This window comes from Sabulicella rubraurantiaca, assembly GCF_017355885.1.
Classification (GTDB): Bacteria; Pseudomonadota; Alphaproteobacteria; order Acetobacterales; family Acetobacteraceae; genus Roseococcus; species Roseococcus rubraurantiacus.
Map to the genome: position 1 here is coordinate 194,143 of NZ_JAFEUU010000007.1, position 23,308 is coordinate 217,450.

A 23,308-nucleotide genomic window follows, 5' to 3' on the forward strand; every position below is an offset into this window, starting at 1 on the left:
CAAGACGAAGCGAGCGATGCGAACGCGCTGCAGGAAGGACGATCCTTGCCTCTCGGACCGGATCAGACATCGCGACGGACCATGCGAAGCGCCCAACCGCTCCGCCTTCGACGTTCGATGGCCTGCGCCATCTTTCCCCAACCGGGCTGCGGCGCGCCTGCGTCGCGGCCAGCCCCGCAAGGGGCGAACAAGCCGCGCGTTTGAGGCGCGAGAAGGAGACCGCACAGTGACCGACATCAACGAGACCGCCCCGCGGGCCCAGGCCATGGCGATGGCGAGCACGACCCGCCGCACGGCGAAGAAGGCGACCACCGCACGCGGCCGCGTCGCCACCAAGAAGGCGGCGCCCGCCAAGAAGGCGAGCACGGCCAAGAAGGCCGCCCCCGCCAAGAAGGCCGCGGCCACGCGCGGAGCCACCGCCGCCAAGCGCTCGACCGCTGCCAAGAAGGCCGCGACCACGCGCAAGGCTGCTGCCCCGAAGCGTGCGACTGCCGCGAAGAAGGCCGCGACGACCCGCAAGGCCGCCGCGCCGAAGCGTGCCACCGCTGCCAAGAAGGCCGCGACCACTCGCAGCGCCACTGCCGCCAAGCGCTCGACCGCTGCCAAAAAGGCCGCGACCACGCGCAAGGCTGCTGCCCCGAAGCGTGCGACCGCTGCCAAGAAGGCCGCCACCACGCGCAAGGCTGCCGCGCCGAAGAAGAACCCGGCGCTGGTCGAGCGCGCGAAGAAGGCCGCGGCGACTCGCGCCGCCAAGAAGGCCGCTGCTGCTGCGCAGGCTCCTGCCTCGTCGGCTGGCGGCGAGACTTCCGCCTCCTGAGTCCTGGGCGCGCTCAGCGCCCAGCCGGGCGCCGCTTCCCGCAAGGGGGGCGGCGCCCTTTCCTTATCCGAAGGTCCCGAGCAGGTCGTCCACCTGCGCCGGAGCCAGCAGGCGGGGCGATGCGCCGCGCAGCAGCAACGCCAGCTTCGCAGCCTCCTCCAGTTCCTCCGCCGCATAGACCGCGTCGGTGAGCGTCGCACCCGTCGCGACCGGGCCGTGATTGGCCAGCAGCAGCGCCTTCGCGCCCTTCGCTCCCTCGTGGATGGCAGGCTCCATCGCCGGGTCGCCCGGACGGTAATAGGGAATGACCGGCAGGCGCCGCCCGACCCGCATCACGAAATAGGGCGTCAGCGGCGGGATGGGCGCTTCGTCGCCCGGCGCGGCAAGGCAGGAGATGGCGGTCGCCGCCGTGGAGTGCAGGTGAACCACCGCTCCGGCCTCCGGACGCGCTTCCAGCACCGCGCGGTGCAGGAACACCTCCTTGCTCGGCTTGTCGCCGCCCACGTGGTTCCAGCCTGCATCCAGGCGGCTGATGCGCTCTGCCTCCAGCCGCCCGAGCGAGGAGTTGGTGGGCGTCATCAGGTAGCCGTCGGGCAGCCGCACCGAGATGTTGCCCGCGCTGCCGACGCTGAAGCCGCGCCGGAACAGGCTGGCGCCCATCTCCACCAGCAGGTCGCGCAGCGCCGCCTCATCCATGGGAGAAAGCCTTCAGGAAGAAGTCGCGCGCGCCGAAATTGCCGCTCTTGAGCGCGAGGCGCATGCCGCCCGCCGCCTCCGTCCAGCACCAGGGAACTCCGGGATCGATCTCCCCGCCGATGCGCAGCGACCGCACGCCGAGGCGCTGCACCACCGCGCCCGAGGTCTCGCCCCCGGCGACGACCAGGCGTCGAACCCCGCGCTCCACCAGCGCCTCCGCCACCCGCGCCAGCGTCTCCTCCACCAGCGCGCCCGCCGCGTCGCGTCCCAGCCGCGCCTGCAGCGCCGCTACGCGCTCGGGCGGCGCGGAGGCGGCGATCACCACCGGCCGCTCCCCCGAGAGCTTGCCGTCCATCCAGGAGGCTGCCTGCCCGGCCAGGGCGTCGGCATCGGGCGTCGCAAGCGCATCCAGCTCCAGCGTGGGCACGTGGTCGCGCGCGAGGCCGACCTGCCCCAGCGTGGCGCGCGAGCAGGAGCCTGCCACCACGGCGCAGGCACCCTGCACCTCCGGCAGTGCTCCGGCATTCTCGCGCGCTGGCAGAAGCCCGGCGCGGCGGAAATTCTCCGGCAGGCCCATGGCGATGCCGCTGCCGCCGGTGATCAGCGCATGGCCCGCGCAGGCGGCGCCGAGCGCCACGAGGTGCCCATCCGTCACCGCGTCAGCGATGGCGAGGCGGCGGCCGGCTTCCGACAGCCGCGTCATCTCGCGCCGGATCGCGGCCTCGCCTGCCTCCACCACGGCGAAGGGGATCAGCCCCACCGAGCCCTGGCACTGCCGTGCCAGCACGCGTACCAGGTTGGGGTCGGTCATGGGCGTCAGCGGGTGGTCCTGCATCCCGCTCTCGCTGAGCAGCGCGGCGCCGACGAAGAGGTGCCCCTGGAAGACGCTGCGCCCATTGGCCGGGAAGGCGGGGCAGGCGATGGCGAAGCCGGATTGGAGGCGGCGCAGCAGCGCCTCCGCCACCGGGCCGATATTGCCCGCATCCGTGCTGTCGAAGGTGGAGCAGTACTTGAACAGGATCTGCTTCGCTCCGGCCGCCAGCAGCGCGTCGCAGGCGGCGAGGGACTGGGCCACCGCCTCCTCGGCCGGGATGGTGCGCGACTTGAGCGCGACCACCACCGCGTCGGCCTTGGGCAGCTTGCCGTCCGGGACGCCGATGGTCTGGACGGCGGTCATCCCGTTGCGGACCAGCATCGAAGCGAGGTCGGTGGCGCCGGTGAAGTCATCGGCGATGCAGCCGAGCAGGGGCATGTCCGCTTTTCTCCCTTGAAGCGCGGGGCAGGCCGGGCAACATGCCCGGCATGAGCGACCACCGCCACCCGCCCGTCCTGGACATGACGCCGGAGGGAGAGTTCCGCGAAAAGCCGCGCCCCTCCGGGCTGGACCGGTTCCTGGTGCGCGCCGGCGGCATCGCCGTGCTGGTCACGGTGGTGGCGGCTGGCCTGCTCCTGGCCGCGGTTGCGCTGTTCTTCGCCGCGCTGCTCCTGCCCGTGGCGATCGGCGCCGCGCTCTTCGCGACGGTGATGATCTGGTGGCGCCGGCGTCGCCTGCGCCGCATGGGGATCGAGCCGCAGGGGTTGCGCGTCTTCGTGGTGCGCCGCTGACGGAACGACTGCCTTTCGGCCTGGATCGTGGCCGCACCTACGACATCGGACTGGGTGGCCATGCGCGGGAAGGCGACGCGGGCCCGCCGCCCTGGCTCTCGCCGCGCCACCGTCTGATGCTGGCCATCTTCTTCGCATCGGCGGCGCTGATCGGGGCCCTGGCCGGGGCAACGATCGCCGCCTTCGCCTCGGGGGCCGAGGGCGCGGCGGCGGTGCTGGGCCTCCTGACCCTGCTCAGTGCGCCGCTGCTGCTGCTCGGCCCGGCGCAGGATTGGTGGCGCCACCGGCGGGGCCGCCGGGTGCGCCGCTAGAGGCTATTCGCGCTCGTAGAGCAGGCGGGCGCGGATGGTGTGGGGCAGGGCGCGCAGCTCCTCCAGGATGGCCTCGCCATTGCGCGTGGCGCCGGCATCCACCACCACGTAGCCGATCTCCCCATCCGTCTGCAGGTACTGGCCGGCGATGTTCACGCCCCGCTTGGCGAAGACCTGGTTGACGTTGCCCAGCACGCCGGGGGCGTTGCGGTGCACGTGCATGAAGCGCGTCCCGGTTGGACGTGCAGGCAGGGCCACCTGCGGGAAGTTCACCGCCCCCACCGTGCTGCCCGTGTCGGAATAGTCGGCGAGCTTGCGCGCCACCTCCTCTCCGATGCGGGACTGCGCCTCCTCCGTCGAGCCGCCGATATGCGGGGTCAGGATGACGTTGGGCAGGCCCTGGACCGGGGAAAGGAACGGGTCGCCGTTGCGCTTCGGCTCCTCCGGGAACACGTCCAGCGCCGCGCCGGCGAGATGGCCCGAGCGCAGCGCCCCGGCCAGCGCGTCGAGGTCCACCAGCGTGCCGCGGGCATTGTTGATCAGCACCGCGCCGGGCTTCATGGCGGCGATCTGCTCGGCGCCGATCATGCCCATCGTCTCCGACGTCTCGGGCACGTGCAGGGTGACGATGTCCGACCAGTGAAGGAGCTCGGCCAGGGAGGCGCAGCGCGAGGCATTGCCCAGGGGCAGCTTCGCCGTGTGGTCGTAGTAGATCACCCGCATCCCAAAGGCCTCAGCCAGCACCGAGAGTTGGGAGCCGATATTGCCGTAGCCGACGATGCCGAGCGTCCGGCCGCGTACCTCGCGATAGCCTTCGGCCGACTTGTCCCAGTCGCCGGCATGGGCAGCGACCGATTTCGGGAAGATGCCGCGCAGCAGCATCACGATCTCGCCCAGCGTCAGCTCGGCGACGGAGCGGGTGTTGCTGAAGGGCGCGTTGAAGACCGGGATGCCGCGCTGCCGCGCCGCCTCCAAATCCACCTGGTTGGTGCCGATGCAGAAGCAGCCGATGGACATCAGCCGGTCGGCCGACTGCAGCGCCTCCTCCGTGATGGTGGTACGGGAGCGGATGCCCAGCATGTGCACCCCCCGCAGCGCATCGGCCAGCACCGCCCCTTCCAGCGCCTTCTTCTCGTGCTGGACGTTGGTGTAGCCCTCCTCCGCCAGCAGGGCGGAGGCGGTGGGGGAGATGTTCTCGAGCAGGAGGGCGCGGATGCGCCCCTTGGCGAGGGAAAGACGCTCGGGCGTCTCGGAGAGGGACATCAATCGTTCGCCAGTTGGAGGAGGGCCTGGGCGAGGACGCGGGTGCCGGCGGCCAGGGCCTCGGGCGACGCGTACTCGGCGGGGTGGTGGGACACACCGTTGCGGCAGGGGATGAACAGCATCCCGGTCGGGCAGTGCGGGACCAGGAACTGGGCGTCGTGGAAGGCGCCCGAGGGCATGCGCTTCGCCTTCAGCCCCTGGGCGCGCGCCGCGCGTTCCAGCGCGTCCGGCACGGGGGGCTGAAACTCCACCGGGGCGGCGTGGAAGCGCTCGGTCAGGGTGAAGCGGCAATGGCGCAGCGCCGACTGGATGACGCCGGCGATGGCGTTGCCGCGCGCCTGGAGCACCGTGTTGTCCGGGTGGCGGAAGTCGATGGTGAAGCGCACCCGGTCGGCCACGGTGTTGGAGGTGTTTGGCGACACCTCGATGGACGCCACCGTGAAGCGCAGCACGTCCGTGGGATCGTGCATCAGCGCGTTCAGCGCGTTGATGGCGCGCACCGCGTCCTGCACCGCATCCTGCCGCAGCGAGACGGGGGAGGTGCCGGCATGGTCGGTGCGGCCCTGGATCTCCACCAGGAACCATCGGCTGCCCTGGATGCCGGTGACGATGCCGACATCCTGCCCCTCGCGCTCGAGGAGCGGGCCCTGCTCGATATGCGCCTCGACATAGGCGTGCGGCGCGCGACCCTCGACCACGCCGAGGGGGCGGCGCGGGATGTCCGCTTCTTCCGCCAGGTGCTCGGCCAGCGCCTCCTTCACCGTGATGCCGTCCTTGTCGGCCACCGCATCCCAGGTGTCGGGGCGCGCGAAGCCGGTGAAGGCCATGGAGCCCATGCAGCCAGGGGCGAAGCGGCCGCCTTCCTCGTTGGTCCAGGCCACCACCTCGATCGGGCGGCGCGTGGCGATGCCGGCCTCGCGGATGGCGCGCACCGCTTCGAGACCGGCCATCACGCCCCAGATGCCGTCGAAACGGCCGCCATTGGGCTGGCTGTCCATGTGGCTGCCCGTCAGCACCGGGGCGAGCGTCGCATCCGTGCCCTCGTGCCGCAGGAAGAGGTTGCCCCAGGCATCGATGGAAACACCGAGACCGATACCCTGCGCCTCCTTGATGAGAAGGCGCCGCGCCTCGCGGTCCAGCGCGGAAAGGCAGGGGCGGTTCACGCCTTCGTTCCCGTCCGGATCGGTGAAGGCGCCGATCCGCGCCATTGCCATCATCTGGTCCCAGTGGCGCGCCTCGCTGACGGCGGCGACGAGGTTCGGGGCAGTGGTGTCGGGCATGGAGGCTCTCCTCCCCTGGGGGCTTAGGGGGAGGGGGAGCAGCGATCAAGGCCGCAGCTGGCATGGCTCCCATCGGGGGATGCCGGGTGCGGCCTTGTCACCGCGCGGCGGAGCGCGGCAGGCTTGCGGCACAGCAGGGGATTCCGATGGGCCGCCTTTCCACCCATGTGCTCGACACCACGCATGGCCGGCCCGGCGCCGGGATGCGCTTCACCTTGTTCCGGCTGGAGGGCGATGCCCGCGTGAAGCTGGCCGAGGGCGAGACGAACGAGGATGGCCGCGCTCCCAAGCCGCTGCTGGAAGGCGAGGGGTTCCAGACCGGCCGCTACCAGCTCGTCTATCAGGTCGCGGCCTATTTCCGCGCCCAGGGCGTTTCCCTGCCCGACCCGCCCTTCCTGGACGAGGTGACGCTGAGCTTCGGCCTGGGCGAGGACCGGCATTATCACGTGCCGCTGCTCGTCTCGCCCTTCGGCTACACCACCTACCGGGGAAGCTGAGCGGGTGGATGCTGCCTTCCTGTGGGAGTGGGCCAATCTGGGCCTGCGCTGGCTGCACGTCATCACTGCCATCGCCTGGATCGGCGCCAGCTTCTACTTCATCGCCCTCGACAACTCGCTGGAGGCGCCGAAGGACGGCGACCCGTTGGTGCGCGGCGAGCAATGGTCGGTGCATGGCGGCGGCTTCTACTACAAGCGCAAATACAAGGGCGCGCCGCCCGCGCTGCCTAAGCGGCTGCACTGGTTCAAGTGGGAGGCCTACTGGACCTGGATCAGCGGCTTCGCCCTCTTCGCGCTGATCTATTGGGGCCAAGCCAGCACCTTCTTGATCGACCCCGCCGTGGCCGATCTGCCGGTCTGGGGTGCGGTGCTCCTGTCGCTCGCGCTGATCGTCGGCGCGCAAATTGCCTATGAGGGGCTTTGCCGGGTGCTGGAAGGGCGGGAGTCTGCGCTGCTCGGCGCCGGGTTTCTGCTGCTCGCCGTGCTGGCGCTGCTGGCGACGAGCCTGTTCTCCGGCCGCGGCGCCTTTCTAGTGGTCGGCGTGGCGCTCGGGACGATCATGGTCGCCAACGTGGCCCACATCATCATCCCGGGGCAGCGCAAGATGGTCGCTGCCATCGCCGAGGGACGGGAGCCCGACCCGGTGCATGGGGAGCGTGGCAAGCAGCGCAGCGTCCATAACACCTACCTGACCCTGCCCGTGCTGGTGATGATGCTGTCGCCGCACTACCCGATGCTGACCCAGGGGCGGTGGAACTGGGTGGCGCTGCTGCTGCTGGTCGTGGCAGGGGCGCTGATTCGGCAATTCTTCGTCCTGCGCCATTCCGGCCGCACCAGCACCGCCATGGCGTTGGGCGGTGCAGCCGCCCTGGCCGCCACCGCCTTCGTCGTCGCGCCGCGCCACGATGCGCGTTTCGCGGGGGCGGAGGCGCCCGCCTTCACTGAGGTGCAGACCATCACCGCCACGCGCTGCGCCACATGCCACGCCGCACGCCCCACCTTCGAGGGCATCGCCATCCCGCCCAAGGGCGTGGTGCTGGAACGCCCGGCGGAATTGCGTCGCTGGGCGCAGGCGATGCGCCAGCAAGTGGCGAGCGAAGCCATGCCGCCCGGCAATCTGACGGAGATGACGGAAGAGGAACGCGCGCGACTCGTCGCCTGGGTCGCGGCGGGGGCGCCGCTAGACTAGGCTTCTCGAAGCATCCCTCGCACGCCCGCTTCAGTCGCCGCGCGAGTAGCCCATGCTGCAGAAGGCGCCGCCCTGGAAGCGCTCCGCCACCGCGTCGTCGCTCGTCTTTCCGGCCAGCGCGTCGCGGAAGGGCGCGGTGCCGTCGTGCGGCTGCCAGCCGATCCGCGCCCGGTCATCCTCGACCCACCAGGCATCCGGGTTGTCGCCCACGCCCCAGATGCGCGCATATCCCACTTCCGGCGCCGCCAGCGTGGCGAGGCAGAGCCGCGCCAGGTCGGGATAGGACAGCCAGGTGTGCAGCATCCGCGCATCGCGCGGCTCGGGAAAGCAGGAGCCGATGCGGACGACGACGCTCTCCACCCCGTGCTTGTCCCAGTAGAGACGCCCCATCAACTCGCCATAGGCCTTGGAGAGACCGTAATACCCGTCGGGCCTCAAGGCGCAGGTGATGTCGAGCGTCTCCGAGCGCTCGTGGAAGCCGATGGCGTGGTTGGAGGAGGCGAAGAGCACGCGCGCCCTCTCGCGCCGCGCCGCTTCATAGACGTGATAGAGGCCACGGATGTTGGGGCCGATCACCTCCTCGAAGGGACGCTCCACGCTCACCCCGCCGAAATGCAGGATGGCGCGGCAGGATTCGGCGAGGCGAAGGATGGCGATGCCATCCTCCAGATCCGCCTGCTCGAAGCGGGAACCGGGCGGCAGCGCGTCGGGGAAGGGGGCGATGTCGGTCAGCACCAGCCTGACCGCCGCCGCCGACAATTCGCGCGCCAGCATCCGCCCCAGCGCGCCCGAGGCGCCGGTGAGCAGCACAGGCCGGTCCTTCGCCATGTCGCGTTCCCTCCGCTTCTCCTCCGGATGGTAGCCGAAGGCGGCGAAGTCGCCGCCGGTCAGCTTGCGGGACACCGGATCGGGATTGGGCGGCGCGGGCGGGAAGCGGCCCGTGCCGTCGCGCGGCGTCCAGCCAATCCTGTCGCGGTCATCGTGGTGCCACCACAATCCGGGATTGGCCGACACGCCCCAGATGTGATGGCTGCCCGTGGCATCGAGGGCGCGAAGAACCAGCGCATGCATGTCGGCAGGGGCGAGCCAGGTGCGCCGCATCGCCGCATCCTCTGGCTCGGGAAAGCAGGAGCCGATGCGGACGGAGGTGACGGGCAGCCCGGTGCGGCGGTGATGCGCCTGGACCTGCAACTCGCCGAAGGCCTTGGACAGGCCGTAATACCCGTCGGGACGGAAGGCACAGCGCACCGGCAGATCGGTTCCGGCCGGGTGCATGCCGATCGCGTGGTTGGACCCGGCATAGATGAAGCCGCAGCGTGCGAGGCGCGCCGCCTCCAGCGCGTGATGCGCGCCGAGGATGTTGGCACGCAGGATGCGCGCGAATCCCGTCTCGCCGCTGATGCCGCCCAGATGCACCACTGCGCGGCAGCCTTGCGCCAGGCCGCGCAGCAGCGCCGGGTCGGCGAGTTCGCCCTGCGTGAAACGCGTGCCCGGCGGCAAGGGGTCCGGGAAGGGCACGCGGTCGGTGAGGCGCAAGGGGATGCCGGCTTCGGCCATGGCCCGCGCCAGCCCGACGCAGATCTGCCCCGACGCGCCGGTGAGCAGCACGGGTTCCGTCACCGCTTTCTCTCGCCCATCATCTCACCAACCGAATCCGGAGGACGGAACGCGACATGACGCGCCATGGCTTCCCCACGCTGAACGACGCCACCCAAATGCTGGAGGCTGGCAAGGTCTCCGCCGCCACCTTGGTGGAGGAGGCGCTGTCGCGCGCGCGGGACGGGGAGGGGCCACGCGCCTTCACCGCGCTGCACAGCAAGTCGGCGCGCGACTCCGCCCTGGCCATGGATGCGCTGCGCAAGGTCGGGCGCGCGCCGTCGCGTTTCGCCGGCATCCCGGTGACGGTGAAGGACCTGTTCGACGAGCAGGGGATCGTCACCCGTGCCGGGTCGCGCGCCCTGGATCGCGGCCCCGCGCCCCACACCGCGCCCGCGGTGATGCGTCTGATCCGCCACGGCTTCGTGGTGCTCGGCCGCACCAACATGAGCGAGTTCGCCTTCTCGGGTCTCGGCGTGAACCCGCATTACGGCACGCCACTCTCGCCCTGGGATCGGGAAACGGGGCGCCTGCCTGGCGGATCCTCCAGCGGCGCGGCGGTGGCGGCGGCGGACGGCATGGGCTTCGGAGGGCTGGGGACCGACACGGGCGGGTCCTGCCGCATTCCGGCGGCGCTGTGCGGAGTGGTGGGGTTCAAGCCTTCCGCGCATCGCGTGCCGCTGGAAGGGGCCTTTCCGCTTTCCTCCTCGCTCGACTCCATCGGGCCGATCGCGCGCAGCGTGCGCGATTGCCAGATTCTCGACGCGGTGATCTCCGGCGCGGACGAGGTGCCGAACCTCATCCCGGCCGAGGTGGCGGGGCTGCGCCTCGGCGTCCTGCACACGGTGGTGGAGGAGGGTCTGACCGGTGAGGTGGCGCGCCCCTATGGTCGCGCCCTGGCGCGGCTGGAGGCGGCAGGAGCCCGGATCTCCGATCTTTCCCTTCCCGCCCTGGAGCGCCTGCCTACCATCAACCGCAAGGGTGGGCTGACCGCGGCCGAGGCGATCGCGCTGCACGAAGCACTGATCGCCGAGCGCCGCTCCGAATACGACCCCCGCATCCTGTCGCGCATCGAGCGCGGCATGGCGATGAGCGCGGCGGACTACCTCGCCGTCATGGCGGCGCGGCGCGAGCTGCAGGCGGAATGTGCAGCGCAGATGGAAGGCTTCGATGCGGTCATCTGCCCCACCGTTCCCATCCCGCCCCCCAGCTTGGCCGAGGTGGAGGAGGAAGCGGAGTACGGGCGGCTGAACCTGCTGCTGCTCCGCAACACCGCCATCGCCAATCTCCTGGATATCTGCGCCATCAGCCTGCCCTGCCACCAGCCGGGCGACGCCCCGGCAGGGCTGATGTTGATGGCGCCGCGCGGCATGGATGCGCGGCTCTTCGCCATTGCGGCGGGGGTCGAGCGGCTGCTGTGACGGCTTCTAGATGAACTGCCCGCGCAAGAAGCCCAGGGCGGGAAGGGGCGTCCACTTGCGCGGCAGGTCGGAACGGCGAATCGGCGTCACGCTGTAATGCGGCACGGGCTGCTTCGAGCGGCGCAGGAAGTCCGCGTAGGCGCTTACCTCTCGCGCGCGCCAGTCGCGATCCTCCACGGCCTGGTTGCGCGAGCGGTAGACTTCGGCGACCCGGTTGAGCTTTCCAACGGTGGCAACCACCGCCCAAAGCGTATCCTCGTCCCCGCGCTTCACCAGGGTCAAATCGGCCATGGACTCAGAGAAGGTGATGGGGTCGCGCCGGGTCAAGGGCTTCCTGCGCGCGCAGGCCGCACCTAACTGCCCCTTCATGCAGATGACGGAATCCCTGGCGGCGACGGTGTTCCTGGGCCGCGCCGGCGACCGCAACCGGCGCGGCATGGCGGGGGCGGCGAAGCTCTCCGCCGCACTGTCCAGCCATCTCGGAGTCGGCGCGGTGGCGGTGGGCGAGCCCTTGCCGCCGGTCGAGGGCGGCTGGGAGGCGCAGCTGACGGCGGCGCGCCCAGGCCTCCTCAAGCTGCGCGACAGGCTGGCGGCCAAGCTGGCGACCGGCGCGCCGAGCCTGACGGTCGCCGGGCGCTGCGCCGCCTCGCTCGCGACCCTGCCGGCGGTGGCGAAGGCGCGGCCGGCCCTCGCCATCGCCTGGTTCGATGCCCATGCCGACCTGAACGAGCCGAAGACGACGGCAACCGGCTATCTCGGTGGCATGGTGCTGACCGGCGCTGCCGGATTGTGGGATTCCGGCCTCGGCGCGGGGCTCGACCTGTCGCGTGTCGTGCTGGCCGGGGTGCGCGACATCGATCCGCCCGAGCGCGCGGTGATCGAGCAATACGGCATCCGTCATGTCCCGCCGGGACCAAACTTCCCCGCGAGGCTGCGTGAGGCGCTGGCAGGACGCCCGGCCTATTTGCATGTGGATTGCGACGTGCTGGAGCCTGGGCAGGTTCCGAGCGAGTACACGGTGCCCGGGGGCATCAGCTTGGACACGCTGCACCATTCCTGCGCCGTGCTGGCCGAAGCCGGACTGGGCGGCATCGAGCTCGCGGAGTTCGAGGCGGAATGGCCCGATGAGCGCCCTGGCGACCCGGCCTCCTTGCTAGCCGCGCTGGAGCCGGCGCTGCAGGCCTTGCGCCGCGCATGAAAAAGCGCCCCGCGAGTCGCCTCGCGGGGCCGGTTCCGGTCCGGGAGGGACGGTCAGGCGATGCGCTCGCCGTGCTGGGTCACGTCGAGGCCCTCGCGCTCCTCCTCCTCGCTCACCCGCAGCCCGACGATCGCGTCCACGATCTTGAGCAGGATGAAGCTGGCGATCGCGGTGAAGACGAACACCGCAACGACCGCGTAGATCTGGATCAAGAACTGGTCGAGGCTGCCCGAGACACCCTCCGGCGCGGCCGTGGTGGCCGAGAGCGGGCCATAGGCGAAGACGCCGGTGAGCAGCGCGCCCAGGACGCCGCAGACGCCGTGCACGCCGAAGGCGTCCAGGCTGTCGTCGTAGCCGAGCCAGTGCTTCAGCGCCGTGGCGCCCCAGAAGCCGGACAGGCCGGCGGCGAAGCCAATGATCAGCGCCGGGCCGGGCAGCACGAAGCCGGCGGCCGGGGTGATGGCAACGAGGCCGGCGACAGCGCCCGACACCGCGCCCAGCACGGAGGGCTTGCCCTTGATCATCCACTCGGCGGCGAGCCAGCCGAGCACGGCGGCGGCGGCGGCGGCATGCGTCACCAGCAGCGCCATGCCGGCACGCCCGCCCGCGGCCACGGCGGAGCCGGCATTGAAGCCGAACCAGCCCACCCAGAGCATGGCGGCGCCGATCACCGCGTAGGTGAGGTTATAGGGCGCCATGTTGTCATTGCCGTAGCCCAGCCGTTTGCCGAGCACGAGCGCGCCCACGAGCCCCGCGACGCCGGCATTGATGTGCACCACCGTGCCGCCCGCAAAATCCAGCGCGCCCAGGCCGAAGATCCAGCCATTCGGATGCCACACCCAGTGAGCGACGGGCGAGTAGACCAGCAGCGACCACAGCAGGGTGAAGAGCAGCAGCGCCGAGAACCTCATCCGGTCCGCAAGCGCGCCGGTGATCAGTGCCGGGGTGATGATGGCGAAGGTCATCTGGAACATAATGAAGACGGTTTCGGGGATGGTCATCGCCACCGCGGCATCGCCGCTGCCCAGGCTGAAGGGCTGGTCCCAGGTGAGCGCCACGCCGGAGAGCAGGAACTTCGACAGGTCGCCGATCCAGGCATTGCCCTCGCCGAAGGCGAGCGAGTAGCCGGCGACGACCCACAGCACCGACACCAGGGCGCAGACGGTGAAGGACTGCGCCAGCGTCGCCAGCACGTTCTTCTTGCGGACCATGCCCGCATAGAAGAGCGCGAGGCCGGGAATGGTCATCATCAGGACCAGGGCGGTGGAGGTGAGCATCCAGGCCGTATCGCCCGTGTCCACCGTGGCGCCCTGGGCCCAGGCGGGCAGGGCGAGGGAAGCGAGCGGCGCGGCCAGCAGGCCGGCGCGCGTCATCTGCGTCATTGCTGCAAATCTCCCGTGCATTGTCGTTCTCAAAGCGCCGCCGTGTCCACTTCGCCCGTGCGGATGCGCAGCGCGCGCTCCACGTCGAGCACGAAGACCTTGCCGTCGCCGATCTTGCCGGTGCGGGCCGAGGCGCTGATCGCCTCCACCACCGCGTCCGCGAGTTCCCCGGGGACGACCACCTCGATCTTGAGCTTCGGCAGGAAGCTCACCTGGTATTCCGCGCCGCGGTAGATCTCGGTCTGGCCCTTCTGCCGGCCGAACCCCTTCACCTCCGTCACCGTCAGCCCCTGCACGCCGAGCGGGGTGAGCGCGTCGCGCACCTCGTCCAGCTTGAAGGGCTTGATGACCGCCATCACGAGCTTCATCAGCCTGCCTCTCCCTCCGATTCCGCGCGCGGAACCTCGCTGCGCCGTCGTCACGGGTGACACGGGGGAAGGGCGCCTCGCCAGCGGGCAGGGCAGGGGAAAACGGACGAGCGAGGGAACGATTGCCTGTTTCTTGTGCAGGAGTTCGGGGATTCGCCCGCTCCCTCTGCCGCGCGCTGCTTCCGCGCTAACATGCGTTCCATGAGCAGCGAGATCGAATGCCCCGTCGCCATCGTCGGCGCCGGACCGGTGGGCGCGACCCTGGCGGCCGCTCTGGCGGCGAGGGGCGTCCCCTGCGCCGTGGTGGACGCCCAGCCCCTGCCGCCGATGGAGGTGGCGGGCTTTGACGGGCGCGCCTACGCCATCGCCCTCGCCTCCCGCCGCGTGCTGGAGGAGGCGGGGGTCTGGGCGCGCCTGCCGATCGAGCCCTGCCCGATCGAGGCGATCAAGGTGGCGGATGGGCGCGTGGGCGAGGCGCCTTCCAGCCTCGATCTCGACTTCGACGCCTTCGAGGTGGGGAGCGAGCCCTTTGGCTGGATGGTGGAGGCACGCGCCCTGCGCGTCGCGCTGAATGCCCACCTGCCCGAACTGCCGGGCGTGCGCGTCTTCGCCCCGATGACGGCCCGCGCCGAGCGGCGGGAAAGCGGCGCCACCCTTACCCTCGCGGATGGCACGGTGATCCGCGCCCAGCTTGTGGTGGGGGCGGAGGGACGGCGCTCAGCCCTACGGGACGAGGCCCGGATCCGCGTCATGCGGCATGATTACGGGCAGGTCGGGCTGGTCGGCGCCTTCGCGCATGAGTACCCGCACCGAAACCGCGCCTTGGAACTGTTCCTGCCCGCAGGGCCCTTCGCGCAGCTTCCCCTGACCGATCTCGGCTCCTTCGGCACCTCCACCCTGCCTCATGCCAGCGCCTTCGTCTGGACGGAAAAGCGCGAGGTCGCGGAGCGCGTGCTGCAACTGGACGACGCGGGCTTTGCGCGCGAGCTGCGCCGCCGGCTGGGCAATTGGCTCGGGGTGATCGAGCCGATCGGGCGGCGCTGGCACTACCCGCTCACCGCCATGCACGCCACGCGCTACGTCGCGCAGCGCCTGGCGCTGGTGGGGGATGCGGCGCATGGCATGCACCCCATCGCCGGGCAGGGTCTGAATATCGGCTTCCGCGACGTGGGGGCGCTGGCGCGCCTCGTGGGCGAGGCCCATGCGCTCGGCCAGGATGTGGGCCGCCCCGCCCTGCTGGCACGCTACCAGGCGGAGCGGCGGCCGGACGCGCTGATGATGATCGGCGCTACCCATGCGCTGGAGCGGCTCTTCGGCAACGACGTCCGGGTGCTGCGACTCGCGCGGCGCCTGGGCATCGCGGCAGTGGACCGCATCGGTCCGCTCAAGCGCTTCTTCGCGCGGCGCGCGATGGGCGTCTGAGCGCCGCGTCAGCGGCAGACGCGGCGCTCCACGTAGCGCCAATCCACGATGCGGCCCCAGCGATTCCGCACCGGCTCGCGGTGCCGCTCGATCCAGCAGCGGGGGCGGCGACGGCGACGGCCTTCCGGGTAATAACCGGGGGGCGGCCCCGGGGGTGGGTCCCACTGGGCCAGATCGGCCAGGGGGTCGGGCATGGCCGAGAGCCTGGATGTGTCACCAACCGCTGCATGCGCCCCCGCGGGGGCTAGCAGCAGTGCCATGAGAAATCCGCGTCGCTTCATGCGGAGGGAACGTGCCAGCGACGGGAAAGGTTTAGCGCTTTTTATCCTCGGCGCGCAGGTTCCCGCGACAAGCCCTTGAAGGCCAAGGCCTGCTCGTACTCGGCCCAGAGTTCGGCCTGGCGCTCGCCCAGTTCGCGCAGATAGGCCCAGGAGTAGATGCCCGAGTCGTGCAGATCGTCGAAGGCGATGCGCACGGCGTAGTGACCGACCGGCTCGATCCGCATGATGCCGACATGGCGCCGCCCGGCGATGATCGCCTTCTGCCCCGGGCCATGCCCCTGCACCTCGGCCGAGGGGCTTTCCACGCGCAGCAACTCGGCGGGCAAGGAGAAGCGGGCGCCGTCGGAGAAGGCGACGTCCAGCACCTTATCCTCGCGGCGGTAGCGCAGTTCCGTGACGGTGGCGTTGGGCATCAGCCCTCGATCTTGCGGGCCTGGTCCGGCAGCATGATGGGGATGCCGTCCCGGACGGGATAGGCGAGGCCGGCCTTGTCGCTCACCAGTTCGCCTCGCTCGCGGTCGTAGCGCAGCGGGCCCTTGGTCAGCGGGCAAACCAGGATCTCGAGGAGCTTCGGGTCCACGGGGGCGGCGTTGTCCGTCATGGCGGACAAACTAGCTTGGGAGGCCAGTCGGCGGAAGGTCGCCGCCGTCATGGACCGCCATGCGCAGCAGGGTGGCGAGGGTCCCCGCCCGCTCGGGCAGCGTGTCCGCCTCCAGCAGCGCCTGCTTCTCCGCCACGGTGAAGGGGCAGACCATGCAGAGCGTTGTGACGAGGGCAGCGTCGCTCAGCGCCTCGATCGCCTCCCAGTTCACCTCCATGCCCCGCCCCGCAAAATAGGGTCGCAGCGCCGTCATGATCTCCGTGCGCGGAACGGGAAGGGTCTCGGGCTCCAGGTCGGCCAGGAAGGGGGCGTAGTCGGCACGGATGCGGCGATAGCCGCGCCGCATCGCAAGCTCCTCCACCACGCGGAAGCGAGCGACACCGGTCAGGGTGATGAGGAAGCGCCCATCATCCGTCTCCGCGAAGGAGGACAGGCGACCGAGGCAGCCGACGGAGAAGATCTGCGGCCCGCCATCGGGGCGTTTCGGCCTAGCCGGGTCCCCCTGGATCATGCCCAGCATCCGGCCATGGGCCAGCGCATCTTCCGTCATGGCGAGGTAGCGCGGTTCGAAGATGTTCAGCGGCAACCGCCCCCAGGGAAGGAGCAGGGCGCCCGAGAGCGGGAAGATCGCGATCTCCTCGGGCAGCGCCTCCGGCTGGGGGTGGAAGGGACTCACCGGAACAGCAAGGCGGACAATCCCCGCCGGGCCTTCAACGTTGCGGGATCGTCGAAGCCCCAGGCCTCGAAGAATTTGAGGAGCTGCTTGCGCGCCGCCTCCTCGTTCCAGGTTCGGTCGCGCTTGATCGCCTCCAGCAGCTGCTCCGCCGCTTCCCCGCGCTTCTCCATGGCATTCAGCGCCACCGCCAGGTCGATCCGCGCCTCGTGGTCATCCGGGTTGGCGGCGAGGCGCTGCTCGAACTGACCAAGCTTGCCTTGCGCCTCGCGCCCCTGCGCCGCCAGCTCGATCGCGGAGCGCACGGAGACGATCTCGGCGTGGTCGCGCACCTTCTCGGGAAGGTTGTCGAGCATGTGACGCGCCTGCTCCTCCTCGTCGAGCAGGAGGAGGCAGCGGGCCAGCCCGGCCAGCGCCTCGGCGTTCTCGGGCTCCTGCTGCGCCAAGCTGGCGAAGAGTTCGAGGGCGGCGGCCGGCTCGTTGTTCTCCAGCAGCGCCTTCGCCTCGGCGAGGATGTCGGCACCGGGCATCTGGCCGCCGGCCATCTTCAGGATGCCCTCGATGAAGCGCTTCAGCTCGCCTTCGGGCAGGGCGCCCTGGAAGAGGTCGGCCACCTGGCCCTTCACGAAGGCCACGACGGTGGGAACGGATTGCAGCGGCAGCCCCATCTGCGCCAGCTGCGCGACAAGCTGCTGGTTCTTGTCGATGTCGATCTTCACGAGGCGCACGCGGCCCTGCGCGGCACGCACGACCTTCTCCAGCGCGGGCGTCAGCGTCTTGCAGGGGCCGCACCAGGTTGCCCAGAAATCCACCAGCACCGGGACCTCGCGCGAGGCCTCGATGACGTCCTTCATGAAGGTGCGCTGGTCACCGTCCTTGATGGGATCGCTGCCGGGGCTGTCGAGGAGGATTTCCATGGTCGGTCCTGTCCTGGCGTTCGGTAGATGTTGCGGCCAAGACATAAGGCAAGGAGGCGCGCTTCGTTACCCCCCGGAAAGCCGTGCCTCGATCACTTCGCGGAACAGACGGGCGGGCAGGGTGCCGCCGCGCACATCCTCCATGGGCTGATTGCGGTCATTGCCCATCCAGATACCGATGGCGACGGTTCCGCCCGGCAGGGCGGCGTAGCCGATGAACCAGGCATCCTTGTAATCCTGCGTCGTGCCGGTCTTTCCTCCGGTGACGATGCCCGGCACCGCCGCGGCGCGCCCCGTGCCGCGCGCAGTGACGGCCTGCATCATCCGCCGCATCTGCGCCGCCGTCCCTGCATCCACCACCTGCGGCATGGCCGGCATGGCGAGGTTCACCCCCTCGATCCGCGCCATGCCATAGGGCGTGACGCGGCGCCCGCCATTGGCCAGGGCGGCGAAGGCGGCCGTCATGTCGAGGAGCGTCGCCTCACCGGTGCCGAGCACCACGGAGGCATCGCGTCCGAATCGCCCCTCGACGCCCAGGCGGTGCGCCGCTTCCGCCACCGCGCGCGGTCCGCCGCCCTGCTGCATGACCCGCACGGCGGCGGTGTTCACCGAATGGGCGAAGGCGTCCTCCAGCGTGATCGAGCCGCGCGTGCGCCAGTGCCCGTTGGAGGGCGACCAGCCGCCCATCCGCAGCGGCCCGTCCGCGACCGCGTCGCCCGGCGAGGCCCCGCGCTCCAGCGCCGCGAGGAAGGCGAAGGCCTTGAAGGTCGAGCCGGGCTGGCGCCGCGCATCGGTGGCGCGGTTGAAGGGGGAAAGCCGGAAGTCGCGCCCGCCCGCCATGGCTCGCACCGCGCCGGATTCGACGTCCAGCACCACCACTGCACCCTGACCCACCCGCGCCGCTGCCCCCTCGCGGTCCAGCAGCGCGGCGAGGCGCGTTTCGACCGCCTGCTGCCAGCGCCGGTCGAGCGTGGTGCGGATCACGAGGTCCCGGCTGTCGGGGAACTTGGTCGGCACGTCCTCGAAGATCCAGTCGGCGAACCACCCGCCATTGCGCGAGGGCCGCGGCGGGATCTGCATCTCCTCGATCGCCGCTTCCATCTGGGCATCGGTGATGGCGCCGGTGTCGCGCATCGCAATCAGCACGTCGCGCCCCCGCGCCATGGCGCCATCGGGGTTGGAGCGTGGGTTGTGGCGGGAAGGGGCCTGGGGAAGCCCGGCCAGGATCGCTGCCTGGGGCAGCGTCACCCGCCGCGCCGAGACGCCGAAATATACCCGCGCCGCCGCATCCACCCCCCACGCGCCCGCGCCGAGGTAGACGCGGTTCAGGTAGATTTCCAGCAACTGGTCCTTGCTGAAGCGACTCTCCAGCCACAGCGCCATGAGAGCTTCCTGCACCTTGCGCCGGAAGGAGCGCTCGGAAGACAGGAACAGGTTCTTGGCCAATTGCTGCGTGAGGGTGGAGCCGCCCTGCACTACGTCGCCCTCGGAGAAGTTGCGGTAGAGCGCACGGGCGATGCCCACCGGGTCCAGGCCGAAATGATCGCGGAAGCGGCGGTCCTCGATGGCGAGGATGGCGGCGGGCAGGTGGCGCGGCATGTCGCGCAGCCGCAGCGTCTCGCCATACAAATCGCCCTGGGTCGCCAGCATATTCCCGTCGCTGCTTTGCAGCGTGACGGAAGGGCGGCGCTGCCGCGCCAGCGCCTCGTCGGCGCGCGGCATGTCCCAGGTGAAGAAGAGCAGCACGGCGGCCAGGGCCAGCCCGCCCCAGATGGCCACCAGCACGGCGAGCCGCAGCAGCCGCAGGCCGAGGCTCCGGCGCGCGGGGCGGGCAGGGCGGGTTACTGGCCCGCTCGGGGGGTGCGACGGCTTGGGGGGCGACCGGCGCGCAGCGGCCTCGGAGCGCAGCCGGGCGGCCGCGACGCGTGGCATGACGGGAAGGATAGCAGTCCGCCCCGCCTGGGCCAACGCCGTTCCGCATGGGGGGAGGGGGCCTTTACGGGCGGGCCGGGGCCATGTGCAACTGCTTCCATGGACACGATCGTTGAGTTGCTGGAACTGGATGAAGGGGGCGAGCCGCCCCAGGGGCGCATCCTTCAGATCTTCGACGTGGCCTGCCGCCTCTTCGCCCAGCGCGGCTTCGACGGCGTGTCCATGCGCGACATCGCGACGGAATGCGGCGTCTCCAAGGCCACGCTGTATCACTACTTTCCCGACAAGGACTCGATCCTGCGGCCGCTCGCGATGGGCACCACCCGGTCGCTCTTCCAGCACGTGGCGAAGCACGACGATCCCGCCGCGACCCCCCTCGTCCGGCTGCGCTCCTTCCTGGTGGAGACGGCGCGCTTCTTCGAGCGCTTCCGCTGGGCCTGGATCGCCGGGTCCACCGCCTTCTGGAGTGATCCCAAGACCCGCGCCCGGAAGGAGCGCATCGCCTGGCGCGACCGCTACGAGCAATTGCTGCGCGAGATCCTGCAGGCCGGGATCGAGGCCGGCGACCTGCGCGAGATGGATGTGCGGATCGCGGGGCGCTTCGTCCTCGGCTCGATCAACTGGATGCCGCGCTGGTACGACCCGGCCGGGCCGCTTTCCGCCGCCGAGATCGCGGACAGCTTCTGCGGCATGATCATCGATGGGCTGCGCGCCCCGGCGGCGGTACGGCGCAAGGCGGCGCCCGGCTGACCCCCGTCTTGCGGCGGCCCCGCGCCGCGCCTAGTCTCCCGACCGAACGGTCGGTCGGTTGGCCGCCGCAAAGGGAAGGAAGCCCATGTCGTCGGATGTCGTGACCCTGGAGGTGGCGGACCACATCGCCGTCGCCACGCTGAACCGCCCCCCCGTCAACGCCGTGAACGCCGAGATGCGCGACCGGCTGATCGAGATCTTCGACGAGGCGACGGACCGCGACGACATCCGCGTCGTCGTGCTGACGGCACAGGGCAAGGTGTTCTGCGCCGGCGCTGACCTCAAGCAGCGTCCCGACCCGAGGGTGCCCGGCCAGTACTGGCGCCACAACCGCGTGACGCGCGAGACGGGCAATGCCATGCGCGAATGCGCGAAGCCCATCATCTGCGCGGTGAACGGCGCGGCGCTAGGCGCCGGCTTCGGGCTCATGGCTTCCTCCGATATCATGATGGCTTCGGAGAACGCGGTGTTCGGCATGCCGGAGATCGACGTGGGGCTCGCGGGCGGCGCGGCGATGATCCGCGAGTTGTTCGGCAAGTCCTGGACACGGCGGCTGATGTTCACCGGCGACCGAATCCCGGCCGCGGAGCTGTATCGCCTCGGCGTGATCGACTCCGTCTGGCCGGAGAACGAGCTCCTGCCCGAGGCGATGAAGATGGCGGCGCGCATCGCCTCCAAGAGCCCGCTGGGCATCAAGTATGCCAAGAACAGCTGCAACTTCGTCGAGCTGATGCCGCCGCGCGACGCCTACCGCTTCGAGCAGAACTTCACCTACGAGCTGTCCAAGACGGAGGACGCGAAGGAGGCGCGGATGGCGCAGCTGGAAAAGCGCAAGCCCGTCTTCAAGGGCCGCTGAGATGGCGGAGCCCGACTACGACGCGTTCCGGGAGGAGGTGCGGCGCTTCGCCCTCGCCCATTGTCCGCCCGAGATCCGCGAAGTGGTCGCGAGCTACCGCAAGCTGTCGCGCAAGATCTGGGCGCCCTGGCAGCGCATCCTTCACGCCCATGGCTGGGGCGCCCCGTCCTGGCCGAAGGAGTACGGCGGCACCGGCTGGGATGCCCGCCAGCGCGTGATCTTCGACGAGGTGATGGCGGAGTGCGACTGCCCGCCGCAATACCATCACGGGCTGCGCCACCTCGGCCCCGTCATCATCGAGTTCGGGACGGAGGAGCAGAAGCAGCGCTTCCTGCCCGGCATCCTCGACGGGTCGGATTGGTGGTGCCAGGGCTATTCCGAGCCGGGCGCCGGCTCCGACCTCGCCTCGCTCCGCACCGCGGCGCGGCGCGAGGGCGACCACTACATCGTGGACGGGCAGAAGACCTGGACCTCCCACGCGCATGAAGCGGACTGGATGTACACGCTGGTCCGCACCTCCAAGGAGGAGAAGAAGCAGCAGGGCATCAGCCTGCTGCTGGTCAAGCTGGACAGCCCCGGCATCACCATCCGTCCCATCCGCACCATCGATGGCTGGCACCACGTCAACGAGGTGTTCCTCGACAACGTCCGCGTGCCGGTGGAGAACCGCATCGGCGAGGAAGGCAAGGGCTGGACCTACGGCAAGTTCCTGCTGGAGCGGGAGCGGCTGGGCGGCGCCAACATCGCCCCGCACCGCATGGCGCTGGAGCGCGTGCGCGACCTCGTCCGCACGGAACTGGCCGGCCCAGCGCGGGAGGAGGAACGCGGCCTCCTGCTGCACCGCCTCCTGGAAGCCGAGGCGGAACTGCTCGGCGCGGCGGAGCTTGGCCGGGAGTCGGTGCAGGCGGTGATGGACGGCAAGCCGCTTGGCCTGCTGCCCTCCGTGGTGAAGCTCTCCACCAGCGTGACCATGCAATCCATCAGCCAGGTGGCGCTGGATGCGGTCGGGTCGCGCCTTGCCTCCCGCTTCCGCCGCGTCGAGGGGGAGGGACCGAATGCCAACCCGCCCGGCCTCGAATGGGTGCAGAACTACATGTACGCGCGCGTCCGCACGATCTATGGCGGCAGCAGCGAGGTGCAGAAGAACGTGATCGCCAGGCAGTTGTTCGGGAACTGACGCCCATGCCCTTCGCCGCCACCCCGCTCGTCGCGGGCGAGACCTATGAGACTGCGCTGCGCTTCGGCGAGGAAGCCGCCGCCGAGCTTGCGCCCCTCGCGGAGCCTTCCGCCCAGGCCGCGTGCCTGCGTGCGCAATGGGACCGCATCGCCGCGCTGGGCTGGCCCGGCATCGCGGTGGCGGAGGAGGAGGGCGGCGCCGGGGGCGACCTCGCCGAACTCGCCGCACTGCTTTGCGGTGCAGGGCGCACCGGGCTGGCCCTGCCGCTGGCCACCGCCTGCGGCGTCGTGCCGGCGCTGCTGTCCGGGCATCCGCTTCTTGCCGATGCCGCGTCGGGCAGCGCCCGCATCGCAGCCATCCTGCCCGGCGCGACCCAGGACCCCGGCGAGGAAGCGCTGCGCCGCCAGCCCAATGGGGCGCTGCACGGCGCCGCGGTGGGGATCGAAGCGCCGCCCGCCCCCACGCATGTCGTCGCCTTCGTGGAGGGTGACGCACCCGCCCTGCTCCTGCTGCGCGCCGACGCGCCCGGCATGGAGTTGGTGGCGAGCCTGCGCGTGGATGGCCGCCTTGCCTATGACATCCGGTGCCGAGGCGCCGTGCCCGAAGCCGTGCTGGCGGAGGGCGACGAGGCGCGGCGGCGTGTCGAAACGGCGCGCGATCTCGGCGCCCTGCTGGCCTGCGTCGAGGGCGTTTCCGCGATGGGCGCGCTGATCGAGCAGACCGTTGCCTATCTGAACCAGCGCGTGCAGTTCGGTGCGCCGCTCGCTACGCAGCAGGCGCTGCGCCACCGCGTCGCCGACATGTACGTGGAGTACGAGAATCTGCGCGGCATCACCGCCGCCGCGCTGCGCGCCGCCACCACGGAGGATGTGCTGCCCTGGCGTGCCATTGCCTTCGCCAAGCTGCGCCTGGGCATCGCGGGGCGCGAGGTGGCGGAATCCGCCATCCAGTGCCATGGCGGCATGGGCATGACGGAGGAGCTGCCGGCGATCCGCCTGTGCAAGCGCCTGCTGATGGCCGAGTTCGAGCATGGCGGGCGCGTCTTCCAGGCCCGCCGCCTCCTGGCCGCGTGAGAG

Annotated in this window: 26 protein-coding genes; 12 read left to right on the forward strand and 14 right to left on the reverse strand. The window is 70.7% G+C overall.

Annotated features, from left to right (window positions below; translation table 11 throughout):
• Positions 1-226 precede the first annotated feature (226 nt).
• Positions 227-817, forward strand: coding sequence for a hypothetical protein (locus tag JTJ31_RS14595; RefSeq protein WP_207539446.1), 591 nt, complete (start codon positions 227-229; stop codon positions 815-817).
• Between the two features lie 63 nt (positions 818-880).
• Here the strand turns inward: JTJ31_RS14595 and otnC are convergent, their stop codons facing one another.
• The gene (gene otnC / locus JTJ31_RS14600) at positions 881-1,513 is read right to left on the reverse strand and encodes a 3-oxo-tetronate 4-phosphate decarboxylase (protein WP_207539447.1); all 633 of its coding nucleotides are present in this window, start codon (positions 1,511-1,513) and stop codon (positions 881-883) included.
• Positions 1,506-2,765, reverse strand: coding sequence for a 3-oxo-tetronate kinase (otnK, locus tag JTJ31_RS14605; protein ID WP_207539448.1), 1,260 nt, complete (start codon positions 2,763-2,765; stop codon positions 1,506-1,508). Before otnK ends, otnC begins: the two co-directional genes overlap by 8 nt.
• A 50-nt stretch (positions 2,766-2,815) precedes the next feature.
• Here otnK and JTJ31_RS14610 point away from each other — a divergent pair, with 50 nt between their 5' ends.
• Positions 2,816-3,118 carry a hypothetical protein gene (locus tag JTJ31_RS14610; protein WP_207539449.1) on the forward strand — a complete coding sequence of 101 codons (303 nt, stop codon included), beginning with the start codon at positions 2,816-2,818 and terminating at the stop codon, positions 3,116-3,118.
• Positions 3,046-3,429 carry a hypothetical protein gene (locus JTJ31_RS14615; RefSeq protein WP_207539450.1) on the forward strand — a complete coding sequence of 128 codons (384 nt, stop codon included), beginning with the start codon at positions 3,046-3,048 and terminating at the stop codon, positions 3,427-3,429. Before JTJ31_RS14610 ends, JTJ31_RS14615 begins: the two co-directional genes overlap by 73 nt.
• A 3-nt stretch (positions 3,430-3,432) precedes the next feature.
• On the opposite strand, the gene serA is transcribed toward JTJ31_RS14615, so the two are convergent.
• Both serA and JTJ31_RS14625 read right to left on the reverse strand, forming a co-directional pair.
• On the reverse strand, positions 3,433-4,692 hold the full coding sequence (gene serA / locus JTJ31_RS14620; protein WP_207539451.1) for a phosphoglycerate dehydrogenase: 1,260 nt from the start codon (positions 4,690-4,692) through the stop codon (positions 3,433-3,435).
• Entirely contained in the window at positions 4,692-5,972 is a 1,281-nt protein-coding gene (locus JTJ31_RS14625) for a M20 family metallo-hydrolase (protein ID WP_207539452.1), read from the reverse strand. Before JTJ31_RS14625 ends, serA begins: the two co-directional genes overlap by 1 nt.
• 146 nt (positions 5,973-6,118) lie before the next feature.
• Here JTJ31_RS14625 and uraH point away from each other — a divergent pair, with 146 nt between their 5' ends.
• Both uraH and JTJ31_RS14635 read left to right on the forward strand, forming a co-directional pair.
• Positions 6,119-6,469, forward strand: a complete 351-nt coding sequence (uraH, locus tag JTJ31_RS14630) for a hydroxyisourate hydrolase (RefSeq protein ID WP_207539453.1) — start codon at positions 6,119-6,121, stop codon at positions 6,467-6,469.
• A gap of 4 nt (positions 6,470-6,473) precedes the next feature.
• Entirely contained in the window at positions 6,474-7,658 is a 1,185-nt protein-coding gene (locus JTJ31_RS14635) for a urate hydroxylase PuuD (RefSeq protein WP_207539454.1), read from the forward strand.
• A gap of 30 nt (positions 7,659-7,688) precedes the next feature.
• Here the strand turns inward: JTJ31_RS14635 and JTJ31_RS14640 are convergent, their stop codons facing one another.
• Positions 7,689-9,278, reverse strand: coding sequence for an NAD-dependent epimerase/dehydratase family protein (locus JTJ31_RS14640; RefSeq protein WP_207539455.1), 1,590 nt, complete (start codon positions 9,276-9,278; stop codon positions 7,689-7,691).
• Between the two features lie 53 nt (positions 9,279-9,331).
• Here JTJ31_RS14640 and JTJ31_RS14645 point away from each other — a divergent pair, with 53 nt between their 5' ends.
• Positions 9,332-10,675, forward strand: a complete 1,344-nt coding sequence (locus tag JTJ31_RS14645; RefSeq protein ID WP_207539456.1) for an amidase — start codon at positions 9,332-9,334, stop codon at positions 10,673-10,675.
• Between the two features lie 6 nt (positions 10,676-10,681).
• Here JTJ31_RS14645 and JTJ31_RS14650 read toward each other — a convergent pair whose 3' ends face one another.
• On the reverse strand, positions 10,682-10,966 hold the full coding sequence (locus JTJ31_RS14650; protein ID WP_207539457.1) for a hypothetical protein: 285 nt from the start codon (positions 10,964-10,966) through the stop codon (positions 10,682-10,684).
• Between JTJ31_RS14650 and JTJ31_RS14655 the strand changes: the two genes are divergently transcribed.
• Positions 10,965-11,873 carry an arginase family protein gene (locus JTJ31_RS14655; RefSeq protein ID WP_207539458.1) on the forward strand — a complete coding sequence of 303 codons (909 nt, stop codon included), beginning with the start codon at positions 10,965-10,967 and terminating at the stop codon, positions 11,871-11,873. The genes JTJ31_RS14650 and JTJ31_RS14655 overlap by 2 nt on opposite strands.
• Positions 11,874-11,926: 53 nt before the next feature.
• Here JTJ31_RS14655 and JTJ31_RS14660 read toward each other — a convergent pair whose 3' ends face one another.
• Both JTJ31_RS14660 and JTJ31_RS14665 read right to left on the reverse strand, forming a co-directional pair.
• Positions 11,927-13,255 (reverse strand): ammonium transporter, encoded by a 1,329-nt coding sequence (locus JTJ31_RS14660; protein ID WP_328805750.1) that lies wholly within the window; start codon positions 13,253-13,255, stop codon positions 11,927-11,929.
• Positions 13,256-13,284: 29 nt separating this feature from the next.
• Complete coding sequence (locus JTJ31_RS14665; protein WP_207539460.1) at positions 13,285-13,623, reverse strand: P-II family nitrogen regulator; 339 nt, start codon at positions 13,621-13,623, stop codon at positions 13,285-13,287.
• A 201-nt stretch (positions 13,624-13,824) separates the two neighbouring features.
• Between JTJ31_RS14665 and JTJ31_RS14670 the strand changes: the two genes are divergently transcribed.
• Positions 13,825-15,045, forward strand: a complete 1,221-nt coding sequence (locus JTJ31_RS14670) for a UbiH/UbiF/VisC/COQ6 family ubiquinone biosynthesis hydroxylase (RefSeq protein ID WP_207539461.1) — start codon at positions 13,825-13,827, stop codon at positions 15,043-15,045.
• 8 nt (positions 15,046-15,053) lie between these two features.
• Here JTJ31_RS14670 and JTJ31_RS14675 read toward each other — a convergent pair whose 3' ends face one another.
• From JTJ31_RS14675 to JTJ31_RS14700, 6 genes are all read right to left on the reverse strand, one after another.
• Positions 15,054-15,239 (reverse strand): hypothetical protein, encoded by a 186-nt coding sequence (locus tag JTJ31_RS14675; protein ID WP_207539462.1) that lies wholly within the window; start codon positions 15,237-15,239, stop codon positions 15,054-15,056.
• Positions 15,240-15,367: 128 nt separating this feature from the next.
• Positions 15,368-15,739, reverse strand: coding sequence for a gamma-butyrobetaine hydroxylase family protein (locus JTJ31_RS14680; protein WP_207539463.1), 372 nt, complete (start codon positions 15,737-15,739; stop codon positions 15,368-15,370).
• Entirely contained in the window at positions 15,739-15,927 is a 189-nt protein-coding gene (locus JTJ31_RS14685) for a Trm112 family protein (protein WP_207539464.1), read from the reverse strand. The genes JTJ31_RS14680 and JTJ31_RS14685 overlap by 1 nt, the downstream gene beginning before the upstream one ends.
• Positions 15,928-15,937: 10 nt before the next feature.
• Positions 15,938-16,603, reverse strand: coding sequence for an LON peptidase substrate-binding domain-containing protein (locus tag JTJ31_RS14690; RefSeq protein ID WP_207539465.1), 666 nt, complete (start codon positions 16,601-16,603; stop codon positions 15,938-15,940).
• Positions 16,600-17,517, reverse strand: a complete 918-nt coding sequence (locus JTJ31_RS14695; RefSeq protein ID WP_207539466.1) for a thioredoxin family protein — start codon at positions 17,515-17,517, stop codon at positions 16,600-16,602. Before JTJ31_RS14695 ends, JTJ31_RS14690 begins: the two co-directional genes overlap by 4 nt.
• A 66-nt stretch (positions 17,518-17,583) precedes the next feature.
• A complete protein-coding gene (locus JTJ31_RS14700; RefSeq protein ID WP_207539467.1) occupies positions 17,584-19,449 on the reverse strand; it encodes a transglycosylase domain-containing protein in 1,866 nt (621 codons plus the stop codon).
• Positions 19,450-19,548: 99 nt separating this feature from the next.
• Between JTJ31_RS14700 and JTJ31_RS14705 the strand changes: the two genes are divergently transcribed.
• From JTJ31_RS14705 to JTJ31_RS14720, 4 genes are all read left to right on the forward strand, one after another.
• Positions 19,549-20,199, forward strand: a complete 651-nt coding sequence (locus tag JTJ31_RS14705) for a TetR/AcrR family transcriptional regulator (protein WP_207539468.1) — start codon at positions 19,549-19,551, stop codon at positions 20,197-20,199.
• Between the two features lie 85 nt (positions 20,200-20,284).
• Complete coding sequence (locus JTJ31_RS14710) at positions 20,285-21,055, forward strand: enoyl-CoA hydratase/isomerase family protein (protein ID WP_207539469.1); 771 nt, start codon at positions 20,285-20,287, stop codon at positions 21,053-21,055.
• 1 nt (position 21,056) lies between these two features.
• Positions 21,057-22,232 carry an acyl-CoA dehydrogenase family protein gene (locus tag JTJ31_RS14715; protein ID WP_207539470.1) on the forward strand — a complete coding sequence of 392 codons (1,176 nt, stop codon included), beginning with the start codon at positions 21,057-21,059 and terminating at the stop codon, positions 22,230-22,232.
• A 5-nt stretch (positions 22,233-22,237) separates the two neighbouring features.
• Entirely contained in the window at positions 22,238-23,305 is a 1,068-nt protein-coding gene (locus tag JTJ31_RS14720; protein WP_207539471.1) for an acyl-CoA dehydrogenase family protein, read from the forward strand.
• Positions 23,306-23,308 lie beyond the last annotated feature (3 nt).

Bases quoted from the DNA above. Each gene is read 5' to 3' on its own strand.
- JTJ31_RS14660 (WP_328805750.1), bottom strand. From the start codon at position 13,255: ATGACGCAGATGACGCGCGCCGGCCTGCTGGCCGCGCCGCTCGCTTCC.
- JTJ31_RS14625 (WP_207539452.1), bottom strand. From the start codon at position 5,972: ATGCCCGACACCACTGCCCCGAACCTCGTCGCCGCCGTCAGCGAGGCG.
- JTJ31_RS14715 (WP_207539470.1), top strand. From the start codon at position 21,057: ATGGCGGAGCCCGACTACGACGCGTTCCGGGAGGAGGTGCGGCGCTTC.
- JTJ31_RS14685 (WP_207539464.1), bottom strand. From the start codon at position 15,927: ATGACGGACAACGCCGCCCCCGTGGACCCGAAGCTCCTCGAGATCCTG.
- JTJ31_RS14650 (WP_207539457.1), bottom strand. From the start codon at position 10,966: ATGGCCGATTTGACCCTGGTGAAGCGCGGGGACGAGGATACGCTTTGG.
- otnC (WP_207539447.1), bottom strand. From the start codon at position 1,513: ATGGATGAGGCGGCGCTGCGCGACCTGCTGGTGGAGATGGGCGCCAGC.
- JTJ31_RS14720 (WP_207539471.1), top strand. From the start codon at position 22,238: ATGCCCTTCGCCGCCACCCCGCTCGTCGCGGGCGAGACCTATGAGACT.
- JTJ31_RS14700 (WP_207539467.1), bottom strand. From the start codon at position 19,449: ATGCCACGCGTCGCGGCCGCCCGGCTGCGCTCCGAGGCCGCTGCGCGC.
- JTJ31_RS14710 (WP_207539469.1), top strand. From the start codon at position 20,285: ATGTCGTCGGATGTCGTGACCCTGGAGGTGGCGGACCACATCGCCGTC.
- JTJ31_RS14680 (WP_207539463.1), bottom strand. From the start codon at position 15,739: ATGCCCAACGCCACCGTCACGGAACTGCGCTACCGCCGCGAGGATAAG.
- JTJ31_RS14655 (WP_207539458.1), top strand. From the start codon at position 10,965: ATGGACTCAGAGAAGGTGATGGGGTCGCGCCGGGTCAAGGGCTTCCTG.
- JTJ31_RS14695 (WP_207539466.1), bottom strand. From the start codon at position 17,517: ATGGAAATCCTCCTCGACAGCCCCGGCAGCGATCCCATCAAGGACGGT.
- JTJ31_RS14675 (WP_207539462.1), bottom strand. From the start codon at position 15,239: ATGCCCGACCCCCTGGCCGATCTGGCCCAGTGGGACCCACCCCCGGGG.
- serA (WP_207539451.1), bottom strand. From the start codon at position 4,692: ATGTCCCTCTCCGAGACGCCCGAGCGTCTTTCCCTCGCCAAGGGGCGC.
- JTJ31_RS14705 (WP_207539468.1), top strand. From the start codon at position 19,549: ATGGACACGATCGTTGAGTTGCTGGAACTGGATGAAGGGGGCGAGCCG.
- JTJ31_RS14645 (WP_207539456.1), top strand. From the start codon at position 9,332: ATGACGCGCCATGGCTTCCCCACGCTGAACGACGCCACCCAAATGCTG.
- JTJ31_RS14610 (WP_207539449.1), top strand. From the start codon at position 2,816: ATGAGCGACCACCGCCACCCGCCCGTCCTGGACATGACGCCGGAGGGA.
- otnK (WP_207539448.1), bottom strand. From the start codon at position 2,765: ATGCCCCTGCTCGGCTGCATCGCCGATGACTTCACCGGCGCCACCGAC.
- JTJ31_RS14670 (WP_207539461.1), top strand. From the start codon at position 13,825: ATGAGCAGCGAGATCGAATGCCCCGTCGCCATCGTCGGCGCCGGACCG.
- JTJ31_RS14665 (WP_207539460.1), bottom strand. From the start codon at position 13,623: ATGAAGCTCGTGATGGCGGTCATCAAGCCCTTCAAGCTGGACGAGGTG.
- uraH (WP_207539453.1), top strand. From the start codon at position 6,119: ATGGGCCGCCTTTCCACCCATGTGCTCGACACCACGCATGGCCGGCCC.